Here is a 23,789-nt window from a genome sequence, read left to right on the forward strand (position 1 = left end):
TATACCTCCTTCTCTCTTTGCAACACTGTATACGAATTAACAAGATAAAATGTTTCATTATTTCTAAAAAGAAACCATGCTTTTTTACTGGAAACAACGGTTATTGCACACTTCTTTTCGTAACAACCGATTCATACACTTTGGAAACAGTAAACAAAATCAAGCCTGCCCAAATGATTGAGAAAGATAACAATTCCATTTTCCCAAACGACTCGTTATAAATTACCACACCAATAAACAACATCATAGTCGGTGCAATGTATTGAATGAAACCCGCCATGTATAACGGGATTTTTTGAATCCCTTTCGCATACAGAAGAAGTGGTAGTGCAGTTGCAATTCCTGTACCGATAAGTAACAGATCCGTCTTAAAATCGCCATGCAAAAAAGCAACTTGCCCTTTTGCAAAAATGAAGAAATAATAGCCAGCAGCAACCGGCACAATGAAAGCCGTCTCAATCGCTAAACCTCTCAACGCATCCAACTGAATGTTTTTCTTAATGAAACCATAAAACGCAAAAGTTAACGCTAAACTTAAAGCGATCCAAGGAATTGATCCATAAGAAATCGTCAAAAGCACGACACCGATAACGGCTAACAAAAATGCAATCATTTGGGCAGTAGATAATTTTTCTTTCAAGAAAAACAGACCGAGCAATACCGAAACGAGAGGGTTTATGTAATATCCTAGACTTGTTTGGACAATAAAATCATGATTAACTGCCCATATGTAAATGAACCAATTGCCTGTCACTAAAACAGCTGCCAAAAATAAACTCCAAAATTGCTTTTGCTTCGACCATAACTCTTTCACATCCGACCACAATTGCTTACCATTCTTCATCAACAAGACCGCAAGAAAAGTGGAAACGAATGCCCAAACAACTCTACCTGACAATATTTCTTCGCTCGCAACGTGCTCCAGATGTTTCCAATAAATCGGCATGAATCCCCACAATAAAAAAGAACCCACGACAAACAAAACTCCACCTTTATCCGTCTGCATCAAAAAACCCCCTTTACACCAAAAAAGAATAGTCCAATTATAGACCTTCCATTTCATTCCGTAAAGGAGTTCTAAGAGGTTTTCCACATACCTATGTATTCTAGGTGAACACCACGATCCTCTTGAACAAAGCATATTTCCTCCAAACGCGGCATATTTGAGTGAAACGCGGCATATTCGTTCCAAACCCAGCATATTCGCGTCAAACGCCGCATATCCGCACCAAACGCAGCATAACCGCTACCAAACACCGCATAACCGCCACCCAACAAAACCGTCAATTTGTCAAACCCCATAATGCGCGATACAAAGCATCTTCCACCAAAAATTGTCGCGAGAATGAGTATAGAAAGAGAACTTATCTTTTCATTCATTACAACTTCGATGCGAATCCCTTTACCAAACAGCAAACTCTTTACCACACTTATTTTACTCTGTTTGATTCTCTTGCCTCTAACAAAAAAAGAAAAGCGAAAGTGATTGGAATCAACTTCGCTTCTCTTTAATTTACTTCAAACAGAACTATTTTGCCGTTTCTTTCGCTTGTTCAAGTTTGCGAAGTTCAACACGCATAATCTTTCCAGACGCAGTCTTCGGTAACTCTTCTACAAACTCAATTTTTCGCGGATACTTATAAGGTGCGGTCAATTGTTTCACATGTTCTTGTAACTCTTTAATGAGGTGATCGTCTTGCTGAATTGATGGATCACGCAACACAACGAACGCTTTAACGATAGTCCCTCGCACTTCATCAGGGCTTCCGACAACTGCACATTCGCGTATCGCTGGATGTTTAGTTAACGCATCTTCCACTTCAAACGGTCCAATTGTGTAACCTGAACTAATGATGATATCATCACCACGTCCCTCAAACCAGAAGTAGCCATCTTCATCCAATTTCGCTCGATCGCCCGTTATATAATACTCTCCTCTAAATTGCATCTTCGTCCGCTCAGGATCATGTAAATATTCTTTAAACAAAGCGGGTGTAGAAACGTGTACTGCAATGTCACCCACTTCACCAGGTCGGACTGGAGTTCCTTCATCATCCACAATATCAACTTTGTTTCCTGGTGTCGGTTTCCCCATGGACCCTGGTCTTGCTTCCATACCAAGCATTGTACCGACGAGCAACGTATTTTCAGTTTGCCCATATCCATCGCGGACGCTGAAGTTAAATGTTTTCTCAAAGATATCAATGACTTCACGATTTAGCGGCTCTCCTGCCGATACCGCACTTCTAATGGAAGAAAGATCATAATTCTGAAGGTCTTCAGCTTTTGCCATGAATCGATATTCAGTCGGTGTGCAACATAACACATTAACTGCATACTTCTTTATCAACTGCAAATATGTCTGCACATTAAACTTTCCATTATAGACAAGTCCTGTCGCTCCACTGCCGAGCACAGATAGGAAAGGGGACCAAATCCATTTTTGCCACCCCGGTGCTGCTGTCGCCCAGACAATATCATCACTTTGAATGCCGAGCCAGTTTGGTGCAGCAGTCCGCAAATGTGCATACGCCCATGCATGTGTATGGACTACACCTTTCGGCTTACCCGTTGTTCCGGATGTGTACGATAAAAACGCCATATCGGAACTTTTTGTTTCAACGGCATTGAAGTCGGCCGAAGCCGTTTCCATTAACTGCGTTAGTGATTGTTGGCCAGCTTTTGCTTGACCGATGACAAACAATTGAACATCTTCAATTGAATCCACTGCCTCCAGCTGTTCCATATATGACTCATATGCCACAATCGCTTTTGCACCACTGTGCGCTAGTCGATATTCAATATCTGAAGCGCGAAGCATCTCAGAACTCGGAATGACAACAATCCCCGCTTTAATGGCACCGATATATGTGCTGTAGGCTTCAAGGAGGCGTGGGACCATGATGAGTATGACATCCCCTTTTTGCAAGCCGCTATCCGTTAGAACATTTGCCACTTTGTTTGCAGAAGCTAACAATTCCTCGTATGTAATCGTTCTTTCTTGCTCCTTTTCATCCACATAAATTAATGCATTTTTCTTTGTATCTTTGTACTGTTCAAATTCCGATACTAAATTATAGTTAGCTGGTGCAAGTAGTTGTTCACGCTTCAAAACGATCGCCCCTTTTCAACTTTTCATTCATTATACAAAGCTAAAGCGGAAATTTCAAAACATATTCATTTTTCTAACGTAATAGTAGTATAAGTGACATGATTGTTGGACATACTAGAAAGAATTTATGTCGCTTAAACAGAAAAACTGCCCCGAATAAATTCGGGACAGCTCCTCTTTACATTTTTGTTATTTTTGGTAACCGTTCATTTGTTGTTGAGCTTGACGCACTAATCGCTTAGTGATTTCTCCGCCGACGGATCCGTTGGCACGCGATGATGCATCAGGTCCAAGTTGTACACCAAATTCCTGTGCGATTTCGTACTTCATTTGGTCAAGAGCTTGTTGTACTCCTGGAACGAGGAGTTGGTTTGAGCTGTTGTTGTTGTTGTTAGCCATGTCGTTGTCACCTCCTTGTGACTATAGAATGGACTGTATCCGAAAAATCATACAGGAGGTTTAAACGGTAATTGTTACCAACTTACAACAAGTTCATAAATCCTTCTTCTTTTACGCGCAACTCGGCTGCTTCAATTACTGTACGTTCATTTACAGCTTGTTGAATAAGCGGCTCAAAGTCAAAGTAGCTCTCAAAACGATTGACCTTCTCAATTTTCGGTTTCGTTTTAGGGTTAGAAGGTGTAAAAATCGTACAGCAGTCCTCATAAGGTCTAATCGAAATATCATACGTATCAATTCGTTGAGCGATGTCAATGATTTCGAGCTTATCCATTGCGATTAACGGTCGTAGAATCGGTGTTGACGTTACTTCATTTATTGCTGTCAAGCTTTCTAATGTTTGGCTCGCAACTTGTCCAAGACTCTCCCCCGTAATAATGGCCATTGCACCAATCTCTGCTCGCACACGATCTGCGACTTGCATCATCATACGTCGAGTTGTCGTCATTGATAAGTTGTCTGGAACTTGTTGGACAACAGCTTGCTGCAATTCAGTAAAAGGAATGACATGTAACCTCACGGATGCACCAAAAGAACATAATTTTTCGGCGAGATCCATCACTTTTCGCTGCGCTAACTCACTTGTGTACGGCGGACTCGCAAAATGGATGGCATCAATCGATACGCCACGCTTCATCATTAAATAGCCTGCAACCGGGCTGTCAATTCCACCTGATAACATGAGCAATGAATGACCATTCGAACCTACAGGCATACCACCAGCACCTTTATATACTTTAGCTGTCAGAAATGCGCCTTCCTCACGGATGTCAACAAGTAAAAGAATATCGGGCTTTTTCATTTGAACGACCAACTCAGGAAAATGGCGAAGGACATGTCCGCCGATTTCTTGTTGCAATTCACTTGTTACATAAGGAAAACTTTTGTCTGCGCGTTTTATTTCCACTTTAAACGTACATCCTACAGTTTCACCAGACCCGATAACTTCAATTGCTTTTTGCTTAATACTTTCTAAGGTAGCTTCACATTGGGCAACTGGACTGAAAGATTGAATACCAAAGATAGACGGAAGACGCTCGATTACTTCTTTCATTTCTTCTTGCTTTTCCGTTTGCAAAAACATTCGATCACGTTCAGCTCGAATTTGGATTGAGCCTATATCTCGTAATGCATTTTTTATATTGGATCTCAACTTCCGGACAAATTGATTACGGTTCCTTCCTTTTAATGAAATCTCACCATAACGTATTAATATTTCGTTCCAATCCATTTATTACATCCCTTTCTCAATAACGTCAATAAAGCGCTCAATGACACTAACTAATTGTTCGATATGCTCATCAGTCGTAGTGTTCCCAAAACTGATTCGCACTACCCCGTTTTTAAAGCGGTTGTGTAGACCAATCGCTTCAATTACATGACCAGCTTGACCATTTTTCGAAGAACATGCGCTAGATGTAGAGACAATTAATCCATTTTCTTGAAAATAGTTTACAGCAACTTCACCTTTAATACCGCGGAAAGCCAAGGATACGATATGCGGTGCACTATTCTCTGGACAGAGCACTTGAATATTTTCGTACTTCGTGCATGTTTCTAACACTCGATTCCGCCACGTTCGATAATCCGCTCTCTCTTTTTCAACTACACTGAGCCTTAACGCTTTCGCCAATGCGACAGCATTCGGAACCGAAACTGTCCCGCTCCTCAAACCATTTTCTTGACCACCACCATGCATGATGGCTTGAGGTTTAATCCCTTTTTTCAAAAATAACGCACCCGTATTTTTCAACCCATTGAATTTATGTGCGGAGACGGTAATTGCATCTACCCCAAGATGTTGCATGTTAACTGGCAGTTTACCTATACTTTGCACACAATCAGAATGAAAAACAGCTCTACTCTTTTTATGAATGAGTTCAGCACAAGCAGCAAGTGGCTGAATGGAGCCAAGTTCATTGTTGACATGCATAATGCTGACAAGAATTGTATCTTTGCGAAGTTTTTCATCTAACTCTTCTATTGAAATGATACCTTGCTCATCTACCGATAAATAATCGACTTCAAAGCCAAGTGTTTCCAATTTCTTACAAGCGAGTAAAACAGACGGATGTTCAATCTTCGTCGTAATTACATGATTTCCTCTGGAGCGATAAGCCATAGCAAATCCGATAAGCGCCAAATTATTAGATTCGGTTCCACCTGAAGTAATCACTACTTCCCCTTCTCGATTATCGACAAGTTGCAACATTTGTTCTTTCGCTCTTCGTAGTAGCACGTCAGTCTCTCTTCCCATTCTATGTAAGGAAGCAGGATTCGCATAATACTCCAAGTTTGCAGCAATAAAAGACTCCAGTACAGCATTATCCGGTTGCGTGGTCGAGCTATTATCTAAATAAATCATTCGTATTTTCCTTTCCACTTCTCTTGGTGCAGTGTTTGAGTAACTCTATTTCATTTAAATTAATGAATTTGCTTGACAATTTGTAAATTTACACGATAAAGCCACCTGCACTCATTATGCCGGTGGCTATATCTATTCATTCGTTATGCATGCTCTTTTAACATTTCCTCAATTCGCTTCATTGCACCTGGTTCAACCGCTTCTACTGCAGTCGCGGCTTCTTCCAACGCTTTCGCATATCGGAATTGTCGGAACGATTCTTCTGCCATTAGTAAACGTTCATTCATTTCAGGATTGGACACACGGTATCGATTACCGTATTGAATAATCCTTTCAATCAGCATGACGTTTTCTAACAACTCTTCCACTTTTCCTTTCACTTCATGGACAACACGTTCAGCGTTTGTAAGATAATTTTCTGCTACCGCCATATTTAACGGAACTTCCTGCAAACTTTGACTGACTAAATACAACTGCTCTTCAGCTTCTTCTAATCGTGCATCCATATCATCCGGAATGCCAGGAATGTTTCCTCGATGCAGCTTGCGATCAACACTTTGCAATTCCCTCGTGAGTGTCTCAAGTCTTTTCCGCACATTGTTTTCATCAATGCGAAGATTTTTCATACGACTTGCTAAACTTTCCTGTTCCATAGCAATGAGTTCAAGCTCCTCGGTAATTTGTGCAAGTTCCAGTTGCAAAGCGGAGTAAGCAGATTCCTCTTCTGCAACGAGTATTTTTAATGTGTCATATTTCTTTTGCAAAGACTCGAGTTTTTTACTGCTAGTTTCAGGTAATTTCGCTTCTTTTTCATCCAAGCGATAACTTTGTTGGACATAAGCTGCTTCATCTGAAGTTTCTCTCGTCAACTTTGTAATTTGTTCAAGGGACGTTTCCAGCGTATCGAAATTCAATTCCACATAATGTCTTGCGTTCACTTCGTTTTCTAAAGCATCGTAACATGACTCGATGATATCAAGCATTTCCGTTACTTGTTGTTGAACAGTGTCAATTTCAAGTTCTACAAGTCGGTTCATCTGTGCTTCAATTGACACTTCAATCTCCTGAAGTTTCCTAGTAATTTCAAGGTGATGCAGATTATACCCTTGTTCTTCCATTTCCCTACTTCCGTTTCGCAATTCACGAATAGACGCAGGGATTTTGTTTTGAAGATCCGTTAATAAAGAAGGAATTTCTTGAATCAGTTTAGACAATTGATCACCTTTTGCAGCGAGTGTAATGACTATTTCACGCGCAAGCAAGTAATTTCCATTCGCAGTCAATTCATCATACTCTTCAAACTTCGGCATAAATGCTTCTAATTCTTTCTCCAACGGCTTGACCGTCATGCCAAAAGCATGTTGGTGAGCTAAAACTGTCTTTCTTGCCAAACGGTATTGTTCCCGTAACTTTTCAATTTCAATTCGGTTCTTCTCTTCGCTACCAATCAGCTCATTTAATTCATCTAAGATAGCATTTTTACGTTTATCACAGTGACGGATTTTTTCTTGAATAACTTTCTCAGCAGCAGTCGCTTTTTTGAATCTAAAACGATCAATCATATCTTCTGCGTCAAATAGCATAGAATCGATTTCAGGCATAAAGACGTCAATAACTTCCGTCCATTCATTGCGCCACCGCTCAAATTTCTCCTCGGTTTCTCCAGTCATATTCAATTGTTTAACTTTCATCATCTCTTCAAAAATCGGCTTGTTTTGAATTTGGAGCTTCTCGTGTTCTAATCTACCAATTTCTCGAATATGTTTACGCCTAAACAAAAAGGCGATGGTTACAAGTATAAGTACTATAATAATTGGAATGATGAAATATTTCATCATTGTGATCCCCCTATTCCGAAGTCACTAATCTATTCTCTGTTAAAATAATATTATCTTATATAATAACATGTTTAAAGTATTTTCATACTGAAAACGACGGATTTATAGAGAAAACGTTATATTTTGTAGAAAGCATGCTCGAAATTTGTAGAATATTTGTCCACACCTTATAATGAACGTACTAATTTTTGGAGGTGCAACATGTTCACTTCGACAAGCTATTCAGCTGATCCGAAAGAAAAATATGAACAACTGACTTTTCAACTTGATGCATTGCTAACTGGAGAAACTAATCGTTATGCTAACTTAAGCAATGCGTCTGCGCTGCTCAATCAATTTTTCGACCGCATCAATTGGGTCGGATTCTATTTGAATGATCATAATAAAGAATTAGTCCTTGGCCCCTTTCAAGGACTGCCAGCATGTATTCGCATTCCATTCGGGAAAGGCGTTTGTGGCACTTCTGCACTGAAGCAAGAAACGATCATTGTGGCGGATGTCCACCAGTTCCCTGGCCATATTGCCTGTGACGCTGCCTCCAGGTCAGAAATTGTCGTGCCGATTGTGAAAGAAGGGCAGTTAATTGGCGTTCTTGATATTGATAGTCCTGAAGTCAACCGATTTACTGAGGAAGACCGAGTTGGATTGGAAAAGTTTACAGACGTGTTAGTTAAATTCCTTTAAGCGCTAAAGGATAGTCAAAAAGAACGTGAGAGCGTTGACAAAATTCGTCAATGCTCTCACGCTTTTTTTATGCAGCAAGTAAATCACTTACTGTTTAATGTGCGACTAATTTCTGATGCAGCGTAGTGAACGCAGCATCCAGGTCTGCAATAAGATCATCTGCATGCTCTAACCCTACCGATAAACGCAACAAAGAATCTGTAATCCCCATTTCTAAACGTTCCTGTTCTGGTACTGCAGAATGGGTCATCGTTGCAGGGTGTTGAATGAGTGTCTCTGCATCTCCTAAGCTGACTGCGATTTTAATTAACTCTAAAGCATCCATGATCGTTTGTGCACCTTGTTTCCCACCTTGTACTGTAAATGAAATGAGACCACCACCAGCACGCATTTGACGCTGTGCGATTGAAAATTGTGGGTTATTCATATCATATGGATAATAAATGGACTCTACAAGTTTTTGCGATTGTAAATAGGCCAACAGTTTCTCTGCATTCGCCGTGTGCCTCTCCATCCGAATTGGCAATGTCTTAAGCCCGCGCAGTAAGAGCCATGCATCAAATGGTGACATGATTGCACCAAAATCTTTTTGGACCGTCAAACGGATTTTCTCCATTTCTTCCCGATCTTTCCCTACCAGAATTCCAGCAATGACATCCCCATGGCCGTTTATATATTTCGTGGCACTGTGCAATACAAAATCTGCTCCGATGGTTAGTGGGTTTTGCAAGTAAGGCGAAGTAAATGTGTTATCGACGACAACACGTAAACCATGCCTGTTCGCAACCTTCACAACTGCGTGCAAATCTACTAGCTCCATTGTTGGGTTAATAGGGGTTTCCACGTAGATACAAACCGTTTTTGGTGTAATGGCTTGTTCAATCGCTTCCTCCGAATTCATTGCAATTAGGTTATGTGTAATACCATATTTTTCTTTCATGATACCGAGTAGACCAAACGTGCAGCCGTAGATTCCTCTAGAGCAAAGAATATGATCTCCCGCTTTTGTTAAATGTACAAGTATGGAGCTAACAGCCGCCATGCCAGATCCAAATGCGAGTGCGCCTTCGCCATTTTCTAAAGCAGTCATTCTATCTTCTAGCACACTTACCGTTGGATTCCCAAGTCTTGAGTAAATGTTTCCCGGTTCTTCACCTGCAAATCTTCGTTCACCTTGTAATGCATTGTCAAATGAAAAAGTCGAAGTTTGGTATAATGGGACAGCTAAACTTCCATGATGTTGCGCATCCTCATACCCTTCATGAATGACAATCGTATCTTGATGAAGATTATTCCTTTTCATTTCACGACCACCTCTCCCGTTTTGTAAGCACTTACATTTCCTGTTTATATTTTACCTTGTTTCTTCTAAAAGAAAAAGAGCAACTTCAGCAACATTACTTTGCTGAAGCCACTCCTTCCATGACAAATTGGTTTTTTCCATTATTTTTGGCATAATAAAGTGCTTTGTCACTCGATTGAAACAGTTCGTTATACGATTTTCCCTCTTTACTTGACCAGGTGGACATCCCAATCGATACAGTCACTTGAGGAGTTGTGACTGTCGGTATATAGCTCACTAGCATTTGCGCAAATTGGACTCCATCGTGCACACTTGCCGACGGAAGGAAGATGGCAATTTCCTCTCCACCCCACCGACATGCGATTCCTAATCCATCTATCGCTGTAAGTATATAGGTTGAAATCTGTTGAAGGACATCGTCACCGGTCGTATGGCCGTACGTATCGTTCACTTGTTTAAAATCATCGACATCCATTAATAAAAACACACAGTCTTCTCCTTTATTATTAATGGTAGTCGCTACTTCATTGTCCAAATATCTTCGGGTATAGAGCTTTGTAAGATTATCTTTATTCACTAATTCTTGCAATTGGTCTCGCAATAAGATATTCGAAATGGCTAACGAGGAATGGCTAATCAACGAACGCATTAATTTGAAACTATCAAATGAGAAAAAGTATTCCTCTTCATGCAGCAGGATGACAAAGCCGATCATCTCATCACGGTCGATGATAGGAAGTGCCACTTGTGATTTAAATACAATATTTGTTGTAGACGATTGTGGCGCATTTGGATCAAATATTGCTTCTTCACCACTCGATAACCGTTGCACTACCATCTCAATGTATTGTTTCGCTACTTCTTTTGTAAAAAAATCCGTACTGCTAGCTGATATATTCCAATTTCCACTCTCATCCCGTAGGACAAACGCAATCTCAGTTGGCTGAAAAGCAGTAATAAATTGGCCTTTTAGATAGGCAATCATCTCTACAAGATCCAAATTACTATTTAATTTCCTAGACGCTTCATTCACCAATTGCAAATCATTGACCAGTCGATGCGATTGCTCATATAAACTTGCGTTTTCAAGGGCAGTCCCTGCTGCGTTCGTAATCATCCGAACAAAACCTTTTTCTGTCTCTGTGAATTCTGCATCATTGGGTGCTGAAATTTGTACAACGCCATAGATCCCTTGTCTACCACGAATCGGAGCATTCACTAGACTGACACTTTGATCCTTCACATTCTCAATCGTCAAATCTCCCGATAAAAACGCATCGACAGCGGATGCTCGTTCGTTTAGATAGTCAAACAATCGATAGGTTTTCATTGTCCCCTTTTGTTCTTGCGACAGTAAAAGTTGCACATCAAAGAGTGGGAAAGAGTCCTGAATCGCTTCCATCATACCATTCAAAATGACAGCACTTTCCATTGTAGAGTTGAATAACTCAGCAATTTCAAAAAGTCGTCTATACGTCATCTCTTTTTCAGTAATTTGATACATCCAGATGCTTTGATCTAGATATGTCCCAAAAACAGTTTTCAAGTCCTTCAAATAGGGCGTCGACGCAAAATCATGCCATTTTTCTGACGCTTTAAAAAGCAGGGCGCCAAGCGGAGATTGGTGATCATCCCGTATAATTAAGGAATCGTCTGCAAATTCGTATCCATTGCTCTCGACAGTAGAGATGAACGATGCAAGCAAAAGCGGGTGCTCAATTTTCACTTGAGGTTCGCCACTTTTCCAAGAACGTTCTAGCGTTTTGCCTTCCTTGACAATCGGTATATATCGGTTATTGTCGTATAACAATATATCCGCAAATTCTATATCAAACAAATTCATGAAAATTAATTTGAAATTTGTTAAGTTTTCTTCCAACGGGCGTTTACTATTCCTTTTGGAAAATAAATTAAAAATAGCCGATTTCATTTCAAAAACTAGTAATTCTTGATTATCCATCCTGTCACCCCATTTGTCCCGTTCCACTACTAAATATCTTTCTTACTATTCTAATGCATAAAACCTATTTTTAACAGTGTTTTGTATAGGACTATTCATTTATCTTCTTTAGCCCTAAAACGATTAGTGCTTGACTCCATACATGTGAATTGTTATGATAAAGCTTGTGTAAAATAGTTGCAGCAGTTGTATGATTCATGTTGACCAGTTCATTCCTTTATAAAAAGGTGCATCGCGTAACCTTGAGGCTGCTGAGGCGAAGGTGCAAGATAATGGAATGGCGCAAGAATTGAATACATCTGGTTCTTATTTTACAACAAAATAAAACCAATACAGAGGAGGAGTCTTTCATGGCTCGTTATACAGGTCCATCTTGGAAACTTTCCCGTCGTCTTGGCGTTTCGCTAAGCGGTACAGGAAAAGAAATCGAAAAACGCCCTTACGCACCAGGACAACACGGTCCTACACAACGTAAAAAACTTTCCGAATACGGAATCCAATTACAAGAAAAACAAAAACTTCGTTTCATGTTCGGTGTAAACGAACGTCAATTCAAAACTGTGTTCAACAAAGCTGGTAAAATGCCAGGTAAACACGGTGAAAACTTCATGATCCTTCTTGAAACTCGCCTTGACAACCTAGTATACCGTATGGGTCTTGCTCGCACACGTCGTGCAGCTCGCCAACTTGTTAACCACGGTCACATCTTAGTTGATGGAAAACGCGTTGACATTCCTTCTTACAGCGTAAAACCAGGTCAAGAGATCTCTCTTCGTGAAAAATCTCAAAACCTTACAGCTGTTAACGAAGCAATCGAAGTGAACAACTACGTACCTGAATACGTTACTTTCAATGCAGACACAAAAGTCGGCACATTCGTACGTATGCCTGAGCGTAGCGAACTAGCTGCTGAAATCAACGAAGCTCTTATCGTTGAGTTCTACTCTCGTTAATAAATTCACTTTGCAAAGTGAACAAGAAAAAGCCTTTGAATCCCTTATTACTAGGGTTTCAAAGGCTTTTTTGTTTTATTTCCACAAGACGATTTCAATAGTGAAGTGTTTCTTAATAGAGCGAATCGCTATTCAGGTGAATGTCTTTCGCCATCATCTATTGCTATTGAACCTTGTCATAATAAACTTCGGCGTAATTTGAAATGCGCTAACTAAAGACCGAGCTACTCGATCACAAAACAACTCTCACCACAGGAGAAAGTATATTTTATTAGTAAATATATCCAAAATATAACTAGTTTCCTGTATAATTCTAGTAGTGACTGAATTCAAAATACACAAACGGTCACAATATACTATTTTTCCTACTAGATACAGGAGGGGTACTGTTGAAAGAGAGCGAGACAAATAAATATCCGCAAAACGTTGTAGAAGCGGTCGCAAAAGTTTTAGAACTAGAAGTGCATGAGCAGCAAGGGGCAATCGGGACAATCACCAAGATAGACGACATGTCAAAGGTGAATATTATGGACATATACGTCAGCACTTTTGATTTACCAATTGATGGCAAACAAATTTGTCAATGTGTCAAAGAGGTTTTCGGAATTCAAATCGACTCAAAATATGTACTGCCTAAAAAGAGAGATTTACGAATAGACTATGTGTGTGGATTTAATGCACGACTAATCGACAACTACTTAAAAGAATTACAAAATCAGCTTACTGGCCAGGAGATCCGACTACTCATTAACGACATTTTCGGTATCAATTTGGATGCAATTGATTCACTTGAAAAAACACAGATCTCACTGTACTCAAAAGGACAGTGGATTGTGCAACAAGCAAGCGATTTATATGTCGTACATACGGGTATTGGCGACATCGATGCTTGGGTATTGCCAACTGACTATTATATTGAACAAACCGGACTAAAAGAGTTACCAGAACAACTGCAACACAATTTATCCTTAATCGGCTACGAATACAATTCGGATATTCAAGGTATGTACTACTGCAATCCTACTGGAGAGGCGGTTGAAGACGCATTTAAAGGAAGAACGATGCGTGCAATTCTTTCTTGTATTGATTAATAGTAGACATTCATCGCCTAAAAGGGAATTCCTTCATTTACCTAAATCTATTAAACTACTATTTTTTAATAGAATAAAACTAGCAACATAATTAGTGATTTAGTTTTCGATGCCCCAGGCAATTAGAATACTTCTATTTGAGCGGTAGGCAGAGTTTTGCGATCCCGCGGGCATTTAGAACGCTTCTATTTGACCGGCAGACAGAGTTTTTCACTCCCGCGGGCATTTAGAACACTTCTATTTGACCGGCAGGCAGAGTTTTTCACTCCCGCGGGCATTTAGAACACTTCTATTTGACCGGCGGACAGAGTTTTTCACTCCCGCGGGCATTTAGAACACTTCTATTTGACCGGCAGACAGAGTTTTTCGATCCCACGGGCATTTAGAACACTTCTATTTGACCGGCAGACAGAGTTTTTCACTTCCCCAGGCATTTAGAATACTTCTATTTGACCGGCAGGCAGAGTTTTTCACTCCCGCGGGCATTTAGAACACTTCTATTTGACCGGCAGGCAGAGTTTTTCACTCCCCCAGGCAATTAGAATACTTCTATTTGACCGGTAGGCAGAGTTTTTCACTCCCGCGGGCATTTAGAACACTTCTATTTGACCGGCAGGCAGAGTTTTTCACTCCCGCGGGCATTTAGAACACTTCTATTTGACCGGCAGGCAGAGTTTTGCTCTCCCGCGGGCATTTAGAACGCTTCTATTTGACCGGCAGACAGAGTTTTTCGATCCCACGGGCATTTAGAACACTTCTATTTGACCAGTAGACAGAGTTTTTCACTCCCGCGGGCATTTAGAACGCTTCTATTTGACCGGCAGACAGAGTTTTTCACTCCCGCGGGCATTTAGAACACTTCTATTTGACCGGTAGACAGAGTTTTTCGATCCCACGGTTATTTAGAAAGCTTCTATTTGACCGGTAGACTTAGTTTTTCACTCCCGCGGGCATTCAGAACTTCCTATTCGACCGGAAGACTTTGTTTCTCACGAATAAACACTCCATCATCAAGAAGCATAAAGAAAAGCATGAAGACGAATTGTCCTCATGCTTTTCAATATCTTGCACTTCTTATTTTCCAAAAGACGATAAAAATTTCACGCGATCGCCCATCGGAGGAATGTTCGGATCAACTAACGCCACTTCCAATAGTGCCGGGCCGTTGTTATTCATCAAGTCCTGTAACACCTCTTCGGTGAGATCCTCAAGTTTCTCCACGCGGACACTCGGAATGTTCATTGCTGCTGCCATTGCTGAAATGTCTACAGCTTCCTGTTCAAAAGTTGGATGTGTACGCTTGAATTGCAATGAATGACCATGGTACACCATGCCGAGTCTTGCATTATTCATGACGACAAACAAGATTGGTAGATTGTATTCTTTAGCCGTTAGTATTTCCATGCCGTGCATAAAGAAACAACCGTCACCCGTAATACAAACGACAGGTCTTTCAGGATCCGCTAACTTTGAGCCGATTGCGGAACCAATTCCTGTCCCCATAGCCCCGAAATGCACATTGATGTTATACGTATCAGTATCGTACACTTTCATAGTATGAATGACATAAGACATGAATTCGCCAATATCAATGGTATATCTTGTTGAAGCTGGAACAGCAGCTTGAATTTTGGCAAATACGTTCCTAGTATTAAATTCATCCGGGTTTTCTAACAGATTGTCTACTTCAATTAGCTCGTGTGCTTTTCTAGTAAACCCTAAATCTTTTAATTTTTCTACTAGCATCGGAAGGCACACATCGATGTCGCCAAGCATAGGCTCGTCAACAGGGTACTTTCGGTTAAAGACTGTTTCATCATAATCAAATTGAATGACATACCTGTCTTTTGCTAAGTTGCCATTGTAATTATTCGTCGCTGTCTCGCCTAAGCTCGAACCTAAAACAAGCAACACATCGCCTTCACCTTCAGCGATGAGTTCCGAAGCTTTTGCATGACCGGCAAATCCAAAAACACCTTTTACAAGTGAGTGATTTTGCGGGATATAGCCTTTCGCTTGAGGAGTTGTTACAATCGGCCAATTCAGCATTTCAGCCAACTCCATCACAGCATTCACTGAATTTCTTGCACCTTGTCCAACGAATATGATTCCCGAATTCCGCTCAGCCAGTTGTTTTGCAACACGTTCGATCCCTTCAGAATCGGGCACATGTTGCTGTTTCGCTACAATATAGGAATGACTTTTCACGTCAATCGTTTCATGTTGTACGTCGATTGGTATTGCGATATGCACAGGTCCTGGTACGCCAGACAGTGCAATTTCCATCGCTTTCATCAACTCATCTTGCAATTCATTGGCATCATTCACCAATACACTATATTTTGTAACCGGCGCAAAGATTGGCGCAACATCCAATTCTTGAGATGCATTCAAACCTTGCGTGTTCACAGGAACCGCTCCCGTTATGAAAAGAACCGGTAAATGTTCGCGCATCGCATTCGCTGCACCGGTTACTAGATTCGTTGCTCCCGGTCCACTACAACCGATTGCTACACTCAAACCGTTTGTATACTTGGCATAAGCTGCAGCCATATAGGACGCAGCCCCTTCATGTTTTGAAACAATTGGTGTAATTTCGGGCATATCGTACAGTTCATTGAAAATCGCGTTAACCGATCCTGCTGGAATGCCAAATACATACTGGACCCCATTTGCTTGTAAACATTCTAATAACATACGTGCCGCTTTCACACGAACTCCCCCTTGCAACTTATTTGTGTAAATACTTTGTTTCGATTTCTTCCGCACAAAGTGGCTTGCTGAAATAATACCCTTGCATTAAATGACAACTTTGCGCATATAAAAACTCTGCTTGTTCTTGCGTTTCTACCCCTTCAGCAATCACATCCAACTTAAGATTATGGGCAAGCATAATAATTGTTTTGGTAATGGCTGCTTCATCGACTGTCATATCTTGGATGAACGACTTATCAATTTTCAACATATTAATGGGCAAATTCTTTAAATAACCGAGCGATGAATACCCCGTACCAAAATCATCAATTGCAATTTGAATACCTAATTCTTTCAATTGCTTCATTGTTTGCAAAGTCAAATCCGTATTTTTGATAATATGATTCTCTGTCAACTCTAGGTGTAAACACTGCGGGGATAACTGAACCTCTTCAAGCGTTTGTTTAATAATGGAGAACAAATTATCCTGCTCATATTGTCTGACGGATAAATTTACGGCCATATTTAAATGTGCATAGCCTTTTTCATGCCATTTTTTCAACTGCTGACACGCTTCTTTTAAAACCCACTCCCCAATTGGAACGATTAACCCTGTCTCTTCTGCCAATGGGATGAATTTATCCGGTGGTACTAAACCATCTGTTGGATGATGCCAACGTAACAATGCCTCTAGGCCGACTACCTGTTTCGTATGATAGTTAATTTGAGGTTGATAATAAAGCACTAATTCTTCATTGTCCAGAGCTTTGTAAAGGGCATTTTCATACTTCACGTTTTCAAAAGAGCGTGTATCCATTTCTGCACTAAAGAAATGATAACTGTTCCCTGAAATCTCTTTCGCTTTGTACATTGCGGTATCTGCATTTTTGATAAGAACATCAGGTGTTTCGCCATGTTCCGGATACAAGCTGATGCCGACACTTGTCTTAATGTACACATCATGCTCGTTCAATAAAAAGGGTTTTGAGAAACTATCGATGACAAGATTGATGACACTCATGACATCTTCTTCTCGTTTCACAGTTGGAAGAAAGACGGTGAATTCATCCCCACCTTGTCGCGATAATGTTGCACCTCTTGGCATACACGCCTTAATACGATTGGCCACTTCACGAAGTAATAAATCTCCATAACTATGTCCAAGTGTATCATTAATGTATTTGAATCGGTCTAAATCCAAATACAAAAGCGCTGCCCTCTCACCATTCAATTGGGCGTAAGTCAATCCTTGATGAAGTCTATCTTGCAATAGAATCCTATTCGGCAGGTCCGTTAAGCTATCGTAGTATGCATGGTATTTTATTTCCTCTTCCATTCGTTTTCTTTCAGTAATGTCTCGGAACGTAACGACATGCCCAACCGTCTGCTCCCCTTCTTGAATTAATGAAATGACATACTCAACAGGAATGCTTGTCTCATCTTTTCTGCAAAAATATTCATCTGTGTAGTAATGATTCAACTTACGATCACTTAACGTCAATAAGTCCCGTTTATCTTCTCCATTAAAGATTATGGTTGATGACTTACCGATGAGCTCACCTTTATTAGTATACCCTAACATTCTTTCACCTGCAGGATTAATAAAGGTTATATTTCCCTTTAAATCCAATCCAAAAATCCCTTCACCCGCAGAGTTAAGGATCAACTCTTTCTCTCTGCTAAGTAATTGTATTTCCGTAACAACTTTTTCAAGTTCATCGTTTTTCACTTGAATTTCTGCAGTTCGTTCATTAATGATACATTCCTGTTTTTCCATATACAATAAATTGGATAACGTAGATGCAGTAGCATCTGCGATGGATTGGGCCAGCTGCAAATCGACTTCTTCATATTTGTGCCCTGCTTTTTCAAGATTCACGACAGCGATTACACCTAATACTTCACCCATGGAGACAAGTGGAATCATGAGTATGCCTTTAATGCCGAAATGGTCGCAAATTTGATGGTTAGGTCTTTTATCCAACGAAACGTCCGGTATGATCACCAGCTTCTTGGTTTCGACGACTTCTTTGAATACAAGGTCATTTATTTGGTTTATGGCGATTTCATCGTGTGTTTTTAACCAGTCCTCTTCAGACCAGTCACTACTCGCACTGAGCTTTGCAGGCTTAAACTTTTTTTCATCGAGCGGATCGATAATATGAATACCGACGTTCGTATTTTTAATTGTTTTTGAAATATATGAGAAGCATTTTTCGACGACTTCTTGCAGAGAAGAGCACATCGACAGGTCTCTAATAGCATCCAAGAGCATCTGTTTCTCTGCAATTAAATTCTCTTTATATGTCATATTGTTTGCGTTTTGTATCGCGACTGCTGCCATATTGACATACGCTTCCACACTTTGTATTTCAAGTTCCGTGAGATTCATCGGAATTCCGTAGTCAAACAGGAAAACAACCCCATACAACTCTTCTTCGTATGATATTGGTAATACCAATAAAGATTTTATTTGAAAACTGGATACCGCACGGGGATCTGGCCTGTTATCTTTTGACGTATCCGGTATGTAAATTGTCTTTTGTGTTTCAATGACTTCTTTAGCGAGCAAATCCATTTCCAAATCAATAACATGCATATCCAATGTCATCCCATTGATTATTTCCGGCTTACCAACAAAACCTCTAAATGTACCATCTTTTTGTGGCAAATAAATACCGACTGAATCACATTGGACGATTTCTTCTGAAATTGCGGATACGACGTACTCCAACACTTCCCGAAGTTCAAGCTTTGTATTTATCAATTTGGTTAAATTAGCAAGTCTGGAATAGCGGGTTTGTTCCTTCATTGTTCATACCTCCACTCATCAAGTCGTCTCTATGCTCACTAAAATGACAATCGAAAGCTTAATTGCCTCTTTCTTTCTTTTATCATCGGGTGTTAAGCTCATATCTAAAGTATCTACTGAATTTTACGCAAAAAAAGGGTATATGGCAAGGTACGTAGCAGAGATGAGAATATTTATCTAAAACGTTTAAGTTCTTTTAGCCTATCCACAATGGGTGCCAAGTTCTGGGGCTTTTTATTAATTGAGCACTCTCTGAATAAATCCCCTTTTTGTTCGAGTCGTGTAGGGACCGATTCAATTGTAAACTGTTCAGGATGTAAGGTGTTGTTCAACTCCTCCCATTCCAAAGGGGTTGCGACAGTTGCGTTAAGCGTTCCCCGAGGAGAATAAGGAGCAACAATTGTCTTTCCCTCTTGATGTTGAATGTAATCCAAATACAATTTACCGCCGCGATTCTTCTTTAATCGTTCTGTCGTAAACCACTTCGGCTCCTGCTCACATAAAAATTCACATGCAAATTGTGTGAAAACGCGCGTATCTTCATAGGAACATCTTTCTCCAAAAAGCGGGATATACAGTTGTAACCCTTTCCCACCTGACGTTTTAATGTAAGAACGTAATTGAAATTTGTCAAAAATGTCTTTTAAGCGTAACGCACCTTCTACCGCAAGAGTAAACTCTGTAACTGAGGGTGGATCTAAATCAAACACGATTTCCGTTGGGTACTTCGTCTTAACTGTTTGAAATGGAATATGGAATTCCAAAGCGAGTTGATTGCCAAGCCACAATAAAGTGTTCACGTCATTGCAAACGATATATTCAATTCCCTCTTCCTTGTGTGTCGCAATAAAATCCGGAGCGTAATCAGGGCGATTCTTTTGATAAAAACTCTCACTTCCAACACCGTGAGGATAGCGAATGGCCGTCAACAAACGATCTTGCAGCCATGGCAGTATATAAGGGGCAACCGTCTGTAGATATAGTAAATAATCATCTTTTACCAATCCCCTATTCGGCCAGATCGGTTTATCACTATGCGTAATAAGTACTTTTTGAGGTATCGGATACAATTGGCGCATCATGGAACGCCACGTACACAAAATCGGTTCATGATGGAGAGTAAAAGCAGCGAATCGTGGTTCCCGTAATTGTTGCCCAAAAATACCGATACAATGGACACTCACGCAGATAGAAGGAGGCAGCTCCCACTTTTGATCTTTTGTTTGTGCACCTTTTGTCAGAAACAATGTTCGCAATGTCCTCATCTCATCTTCAGTTAACCCATGACGAAATGACACAATCTCAACTATTTCATCTCCTTTAAAAACAGCACCTGTGAAATAGCCGTTTACCGGGTCGTATGTTCTTATAAAGACCGATACAGTTCGCCAGTTCTTCACTTTTTGCCAATAGGGGACCCTCTTCCCAGGAATCCATGCGCCATTCTTTTTCTTAGCTACTATCCCTTCACCATTGTGATCGCAAATCAGTTTCCAAAGTTTTTGGCCATCTTTGTAACTGTTAACAAGTTGAATGGGGTTCAAATGTTGCTTTTCACTACTGTTAGGAAGCTTTGTTCTTTTAAAGAAATCAATAAGCATTTGCTTCCTTACAACATAGTCACTTGTCATAACATCTTTTCCTTTGATGATTAGGATATCGAATAGGAGTAATTGACAAGGAAAAGATTGCGCATGCTTATGAATACTGTTTCCGTTCTTCATTCTTCCTCTCGTTTGCACTTTGGAGAAATCACTCACGAATTGATTGGTAAGATGAACAATTTCTCCATCAAATCTTAATGGCGTATAAGGCGCGACTACTGGGTGGACGCTTTTACAAAACGTTAGGATTTCCGGAAACTGCTCGTTTAACAATTTGTTATTTCGACTCCAAAGTTGTACCCCTTCTTCGGTCCATTCCACAATGCACCGGAAACCGTCAAATTTCGCTTCATATAGCCAATCTTCACCGACAGGAATTTCATTTGCATCAGCTAACAACATAGGTTTCATCTTGTCTCTCCGTTTTTTTCTTTAGTGTTCATCGGATTCACTTTCATATACATAATAAGCATCAAATTTTCCATACTAGCATAAAAAGCAGGTGTCCTATGCATACAATTTGGAAAGGTAGCATAAGTTTTGGGCTTGTCAATATCCCAATAAAACTACACGCAGCTACTGAAAATAACGATATTAAACTACGCCAACTGCACAAGGAGTGCCATTCACCAATCAGTTACCAAAAAGTTTGCCCAATATGTGATAAAGAAGTACAAAGTGAAGACATCGTGAAAGCATATGAGTATACCAAAAACAAATTTGTCGTATTGGATGAAGAAGAACTTGAAAAATTAAAAAAGGAACAAGAAGATAAAGCGGTTGAGATTATTGATTTTGTAAAGTTAGAGGAAATCGATCCGATTTATTTTGAAAGAAGTTATTTCATTGCACCTGATGCTAATGGCGGAAAGGCGTATGCACTTTTACGGAAAGCTTTGCAGGAATCCGGAAAAATCGGAGTCGCGAAAATAATGATCCGATCAAAAGAACAACTTGCTGTCGTTAGGGTTTACAAGGAAGCTTTGCTGATGGAGATCATTCACTTTCCTGATGAAGTACGTCATGTGCAAGACGTACCCAACTTACCGAAAGAAGACACAGTCGTTAAAAAAGAACTTGATACCGCTTTAATGCTCGTTGATCAATTGACAACTGTTTTTGATCCTGAAAAATATACAGACGAATATCGAACCGCTCTCATGGAACTCATTGAGGAGAAAAAGACAGCGAATGCCGGAATATCTCCAACTGAAAAGCAACCCATTTCACCGTCAAATGCAAGTGATTTGATGGCCGCTTTGCAAGCGTCTTTGGATAAAACAACTAAAAAGAAGCCAACAACACGAAAAAAAGCGGCTGCGAAGAAAAATGCGTAAATGCTACTGGTTTGGCTAAAAAAACACCGCGTGAAACGATGATGGCAATGCATCCGTTTCACGCGGTTTTATGTTCTTTACTAGTTGAAAAGGACTTATGAAAACTTCACCATTTTATAGTTTTTCTTACCACGACGAACGATTGTAAACGCATCTTCCAATCGATCTGCAGCAGTCACTTCGTATCCAGTATCTGTAACTTTTTCTCCATTAAGAGAAATTGCACCGTTCGTCACATCTTCACGAGCTTGGCGTTTTGATGGAGAAACACCTGCTTCTACGATGAAATCAACAATGTTTTTATCTTCTTTTGTCGTTTCGAATGTTGGTACATCTTTGAAAGCATCTTTCATTTCTTCAACAGTCAACGCCTTTAAGTCACCACTGAACAAAGCTTTAGAGATACGGATTGCTTGGTCAAGTGCTTCTTGTCCGTGAATGAGTCGAGTCATCTCTTCTGCTAGCGCTTGTTGCGCTTTGCGAAGATGTGGTTCTTCTTGAACGGACACTTCCAACGCTTCAATCGCTTCTCGCTCCATAAATGTGAAGATTTTCAAGTATTTAATAACGTCAGCATCCGTGGAATTGATCCAGAACTGATAGAATTCATACGGCGATGTCTTTTGCGCATCTAACCAAACTGATCCACCTGCCGTTTTTCCGAATTTCGTCCCGTCAGCTTTTGTTACAAGTGGAATCGTAATGCCAAACGCCTTCGCATTTTCATCGTGTGTTTTTCGAATGACTTCAAGGCCAGTTGTAATATTCCCCCACTGATCGGACCCACCGATTTGTACACGGCAACCGTATTCATTGTACAGATGATTGAAATCCGCCCCTTGAATGAGCATATAGGAAAACTCAGTAAAGGAAATGCCTGTCTCTAATCGTGAAGAAACGTTTTCTTTTGCCAGCATGTAGTTGACACTTAGCAACTTCCCGTAGTCACGGAGAAACTCAATTGCAGACATCTTTCCAATCCAGTCTTTATTATTTACAAGAAGTGCGCCATTTTCATCATTAAAATCAAACAATCTTTCCAATTGCTTACGAAGACCTGCTACGTTATTCGCTACTTGTTCTTCTGTTTGCAATTGTCGCTCATCCGCTCTGAATGAAGGATCACCGATCATACCTGTTGCCCCACCGAGCAACAAAATCGGACGGTGCCCATGCATGGCAAAGCGGCGTAATGTCAATAACGGGACGATGTGTCCAATATGCATACTATCTGCAGTCGGGTCGACACCACAATACAATGAAATCTTTTCTTCATTTAATACGTTTGCAAGACCTTCCTCGTCTGTTTGTTGGTACAACAGACCTCTCCATTTTAAATCATCCAATAATGCATTCGTCATAACAAAATCCCCTCCAGTAAAATTAAAAAAGTCCCTACACGATTCAAAAAGAATCATGCAGGGACGTCATATACAGTTACATAACGCGGTACCACCCGGCTTGAGAATAAAAATCCTCCGCTCAAAGCGCTCTATCGCTGCGCACGCGTCACACTCCAAAGTTGTAATTCGTAAACGATGTACCGGACAGCTTCCACCAACCGCTGCCTCTCTATA

17 protein-coding genes are annotated in these 23,789 nt (G+C 40.3%); 4 read left to right on the forward strand and 13 right to left on the reverse strand.

Translation table 11 applies throughout. The features are described from left to right. Window positions 1-100 precede the first annotated feature (100 nt). From rarD to ezrA, 7 genes are all read right to left on the reverse strand, one after another. On the reverse strand, window positions 101-1,006 hold the full coding sequence (rarD, locus tag ACVHUV_RS16165) for an EamA family transporter RarD (protein WP_371389340.1): 906 nt from the start codon (window positions 1,004-1,006) through the stop codon (window positions 101-103). A gap of 71 nt (window positions 1,007-1,077) precedes the next feature. Continuing rightward, window positions 1,078-1,428 (reverse strand): hypothetical protein, encoded by a 351-nt coding sequence (locus ACVHUV_RS16170; protein WP_462085283.1) that lies wholly within the window; start codon window positions 1,426-1,428, stop codon window positions 1,078-1,080. Between the two features lie 100 nt (window positions 1,429-1,528). Next, a complete protein-coding gene (gene mbcS / locus ACVHUV_RS16175) occupies window positions 1,529-3,112 on the reverse strand; it encodes an acyl-CoA synthetase MbcS (protein WP_462085284.1) in 1,584 nt (527 codons plus the stop codon). Window positions 3,113-3,301: 189 nt separating this feature from the next. Further along, window positions 3,302-3,511, reverse strand: coding sequence for an alpha/beta-type small acid-soluble spore protein (locus ACVHUV_RS16180; RefSeq protein WP_462085285.1), 210 nt, complete (start codon window positions 3,509-3,511; stop codon window positions 3,302-3,304). Window positions 3,512-3,593: 82 nt separating this feature from the next. Beyond that, the gene (gene thiI, locus ACVHUV_RS16185) at window positions 3,594-4,802 is read right to left on the reverse strand and encodes a tRNA uracil 4-sulfurtransferase ThiI (protein WP_462085286.1); all 1,209 of its coding nucleotides are present in this window, start codon (window positions 4,800-4,802) and stop codon (window positions 3,594-3,596) included. Window positions 4,803-4,805: 3 nt separating this feature from the next. After that, window positions 4,806-5,936, reverse strand: coding sequence for a cysteine desulfurase family protein (locus ACVHUV_RS16190; protein ID WP_462085287.1), 1,131 nt, complete (start codon window positions 5,934-5,936; stop codon window positions 4,806-4,808). A gap of 143 nt (window positions 5,937-6,079) precedes the next feature. Continuing rightward, window positions 6,080-7,771, reverse strand: a complete 1,692-nt coding sequence (ezrA, locus tag ACVHUV_RS16195) for a septation ring formation regulator EzrA (RefSeq protein WP_462086927.1) — start codon at window positions 7,769-7,771, stop codon at window positions 6,080-6,082. Window positions 7,772-7,975: 204 nt separating this feature from the next. Here ezrA and msrC point away from each other — a divergent pair, with 204 nt between their 5' ends. Next, window positions 7,976-8,458 carry a free L-methionine (R)-S-oxide reductase MsrC gene (msrC, locus tag ACVHUV_RS16200; RefSeq protein WP_317942810.1) on the forward strand — a complete coding sequence of 161 codons (483 nt, stop codon included), beginning with the start codon at window positions 7,976-7,978 and terminating at the stop codon, window positions 8,456-8,458. A gap of 94 nt (window positions 8,459-8,552) precedes the next feature. Here the strand turns inward: msrC and megL are convergent, their stop codons facing one another. Both megL and ACVHUV_RS16210 read right to left on the reverse strand, forming a co-directional pair. Further along, complete coding sequence (gene megL / locus ACVHUV_RS16205) at window positions 8,553-9,761, reverse strand: methionine gamma-lyase (protein WP_462085288.1); 1,209 nt, start codon at window positions 9,759-9,761, stop codon at window positions 8,553-8,555. A gap of 94 nt (window positions 9,762-9,855) precedes the next feature. Then, window positions 9,856-11,721 carry a sensor domain-containing diguanylate cyclase gene (locus ACVHUV_RS16210; RefSeq protein ID WP_462085289.1) on the reverse strand — a complete coding sequence of 622 codons (1,866 nt, stop codon included), beginning with the start codon at window positions 11,719-11,721 and terminating at the stop codon, window positions 9,856-9,858. Window positions 11,722-12,071: 350 nt separating this feature from the next. On the opposite strand from ACVHUV_RS16210, the gene rpsD reads away from it, so the two are divergent. Both rpsD and ACVHUV_RS16220 read left to right on the forward strand, forming a co-directional pair. Beyond that, a complete protein-coding gene (rpsD, locus tag ACVHUV_RS16215; protein ID WP_317942803.1) occupies window positions 12,072-12,674 on the forward strand; it encodes a 30S ribosomal protein S4 in 603 nt (200 codons plus the stop codon). 389 nt (window positions 12,675-13,063) lie between these two features. Further along, the gene (locus ACVHUV_RS16220; protein ID WP_462085290.1) at window positions 13,064-13,765 is read left to right on the forward strand and encodes a hypothetical protein; all 702 of its coding nucleotides are present in this window, start codon (window positions 13,064-13,066) and stop codon (window positions 13,763-13,765) included. A 1,074-nt stretch (window positions 13,766-14,839) separates the two neighbouring features. Here the strand turns inward: ACVHUV_RS16220 and ACVHUV_RS16225 are convergent. The 3 genes from ACVHUV_RS16225 to ACVHUV_RS16235 form a co-directional block, all read right to left on the reverse strand. Beyond that, complete coding sequence (locus ACVHUV_RS16225) at window positions 14,840-16,477, reverse strand: thiamine pyrophosphate-binding protein (protein WP_462085291.1); 1,638 nt, start codon at window positions 16,475-16,477, stop codon at window positions 14,840-14,842. A 19-nt stretch (window positions 16,478-16,496) separates the two neighbouring features. Next, the gene (locus tag ACVHUV_RS16230; protein WP_462085292.1) at window positions 16,497-19,271 is read right to left on the reverse strand and encodes a bifunctional diguanylate cyclase/phosphodiesterase; all 2,775 of its coding nucleotides are present in this window, start codon (window positions 19,269-19,271) and stop codon (window positions 16,497-16,499) included. Between the two features lie 173 nt (window positions 19,272-19,444). Further along, window positions 19,445-21,286 carry a DNA ligase D gene (locus tag ACVHUV_RS16235; protein WP_462085293.1) on the reverse strand — a complete coding sequence of 614 codons (1,842 nt, stop codon included), beginning with the start codon at window positions 21,284-21,286 and terminating at the stop codon, window positions 19,445-19,447. Window positions 21,287-21,384: 98 nt separating this feature from the next. Here ACVHUV_RS16235 and ku point away from each other — a divergent pair, with 98 nt between their 5' ends. Further along, window positions 21,385-22,212, forward strand: a complete 828-nt coding sequence (gene ku, locus ACVHUV_RS16240; RefSeq protein ID WP_462085294.1) for a non-homologous end joining protein Ku — start codon at window positions 21,385-21,387, stop codon at window positions 22,210-22,212. 95 nt (window positions 22,213-22,307) lie between these two features. Here the strand turns inward: ku and tyrS are convergent, their stop codons facing one another. Continuing rightward, window positions 22,308-23,573 carry a tyrosine--tRNA ligase gene (tyrS, locus tag ACVHUV_RS16245; RefSeq protein WP_371389328.1) on the reverse strand — a complete coding sequence of 422 codons (1,266 nt, stop codon included), beginning with the start codon at window positions 23,571-23,573 and terminating at the stop codon, window positions 22,308-22,310. Between the last annotated feature and the right edge of the window lie 216 nt (window positions 23,574-23,789).

This window comes from Sporosarcina saromensis (assembly GCF_054901285.1).